We start from the raw sequence: 1,802 nt of genomic DNA, 5'->3' as shown, positions 1-1,802 counted from the left end.
TATACGCCACCTCGCAACAGCAGCTTAAGGCGCTGATTGCATAGCTCTTTAACAATTTATCAGACAATCTGTGTGGGCACTCGCAGGATTGATATCAGCGTCTCCGGACGTAAAAAATATCAAGTCTCACGAGTGAACACATAATGAAATTCATTATGACGTTTTACAGATGAGCATCGCTGCACTTGTTGCAGCAAATCAAACTTTAAATTGAAGAGTTTGATCATGGCTCAGATTGAACGCTGGCGGCAGGCCTAACACATGCAAGTCGAACGGTAGCACAGAGAGCTTGCTCTCGGGTGACGAGTGGCGGACGGGTGAGTAATGTCTGGGAAACTGCCCGATGGAGGGGGATAACTACTGGAAACGGTAGCTAATACCGCATAACGTCTTCGGACCAAAGTGGGGGACCTTCGGGCCTCACACCATCGGATGTGCCCAGATGGGATTAGCTAGTAGGTGGGGTAATGGCTCACCTAGGCGACGATCCCTAGCTGGTCTGAGAGGATGACCAGCCACACTGGAACTGAGACACGGTCCAGACTCCTACGGGAGGCAGCAGTGGGGAATATTGCACAATGGGCGCAAGCCTGATGCAGCCATGCCGCGTGTATGAAGAAGGCCTTCGGGTTGTAAAGTACTTTCAGCGGGGAGGAAGGCGATGTGGTTAATAACCGCATCGATTGACGTTACCCGCAGAAGAAGCACCGGCTAACTCCGTGCCAGCAGCCGCGGTAATACGGAGGGTGCAAGCGTTAATCGGAATTACTGGGCGTAAAGCGCACGCAGGCGGTCTGTCAAGTCGGATGTGAAATCCCCGGGCTTAACCTGGGAACTGCATTCGAAACTGGCAGGCTAGAGTCTTGTAGAGGGGGGTAGAATTCCAGGTGTAGCGGTGAAATGCGTAGAGATCTGGAGGAATACCGGTGGCGAAGGCGGCCCCCTGGACAAAGACTGACGCTCAGGTGCGAAAGCGTGGGGAGCAAACAGGATTAGATACCCTGGTAGTCCACGCCGTAAACGATGTCGACTTGGAGGTTGTGCCCTTGAGGCGTGGCTTCCGGAGCTAACGCGTTAAGTCGACCGCCTGGGGAGTACGGCCGCAAGGTTAAAACTCAAATGAATTGACGGGGGCCCGCACAAGCGGTGGAGCATGTGGTTTAATTCGATGCAACGCGAAGAACCTTACCTACTCTTGACATCCACGGAATTTGGCAGAGATGCCTTAGTGCCTTCGGGAACCGTGAGACAGGTGCTGCATGGCTGTCGTCAGCTCGTGTTGTGAAATGTTGGGTTAAGTCCCGCAACGAGCGCAACCCTTATCCTTTGTTGCCAGCGGGTTATGCCGGGAACTCAAAGGAGACTGCCAGTGATAAACTGGAGGAAGGTGGGGATGACGTCAAGTCATCATGGCCCTTACGAGTAGGGCTACACACGTGCTACAATGGCGCATACAAAGAGAAGCGACCTCGCGAGAGCAAGCGGACCTCATAAAGTGCGTCGTAGTCCGGATTGGAGTCTGCAACTCGACTCCATGAAGTCGGAATCGCTAGTAATCGTAGATCAGAATGCTACGGTGAATACGTTCCCGGGCCTTGTACACACCGCCCGTCACACCATGGGAGTGGGTTGCAAAAGAAGTAGGTAGCTTAACCTTCGGGAGGGCGCTTACCACTTTGTGATTCATGACTGGGGTGAAGTCGTAACAAGGTAACCGTAGGGGAACCTGCGGTTGGATCACCTCCTTACCTGAAGATACCTTCCCGCGCAGTGCTCACACAGATTGTCTGATAGAAAAGTAA

1 rRNA gene is annotated in these 1,802 nt (G+C 52.9%); it reads left to right on the top strand.

The features are described 5' to 3' along the window. The first annotated feature begins 207 nt into the window (after positions 1-207). Positions 208-1,748 (top strand): 16S ribosomal RNA (locus VI01_RS24420). The last annotated feature ends 54 nt before the right edge of the window (positions 1,749-1,802 follow it).

The organism is Pantoea sp. SM3, assembly GCF_000963995.1.
GTDB lineage: Bacteria > Pseudomonadota > Gammaproteobacteria > Enterobacterales > Enterobacteriaceae > Pantoea > Pantoea rwandensis_B.
Note: the sequence above shows the minus strand (reverse complement) of the source record. Positions and strands in the feature narration are given on the sequence as shown.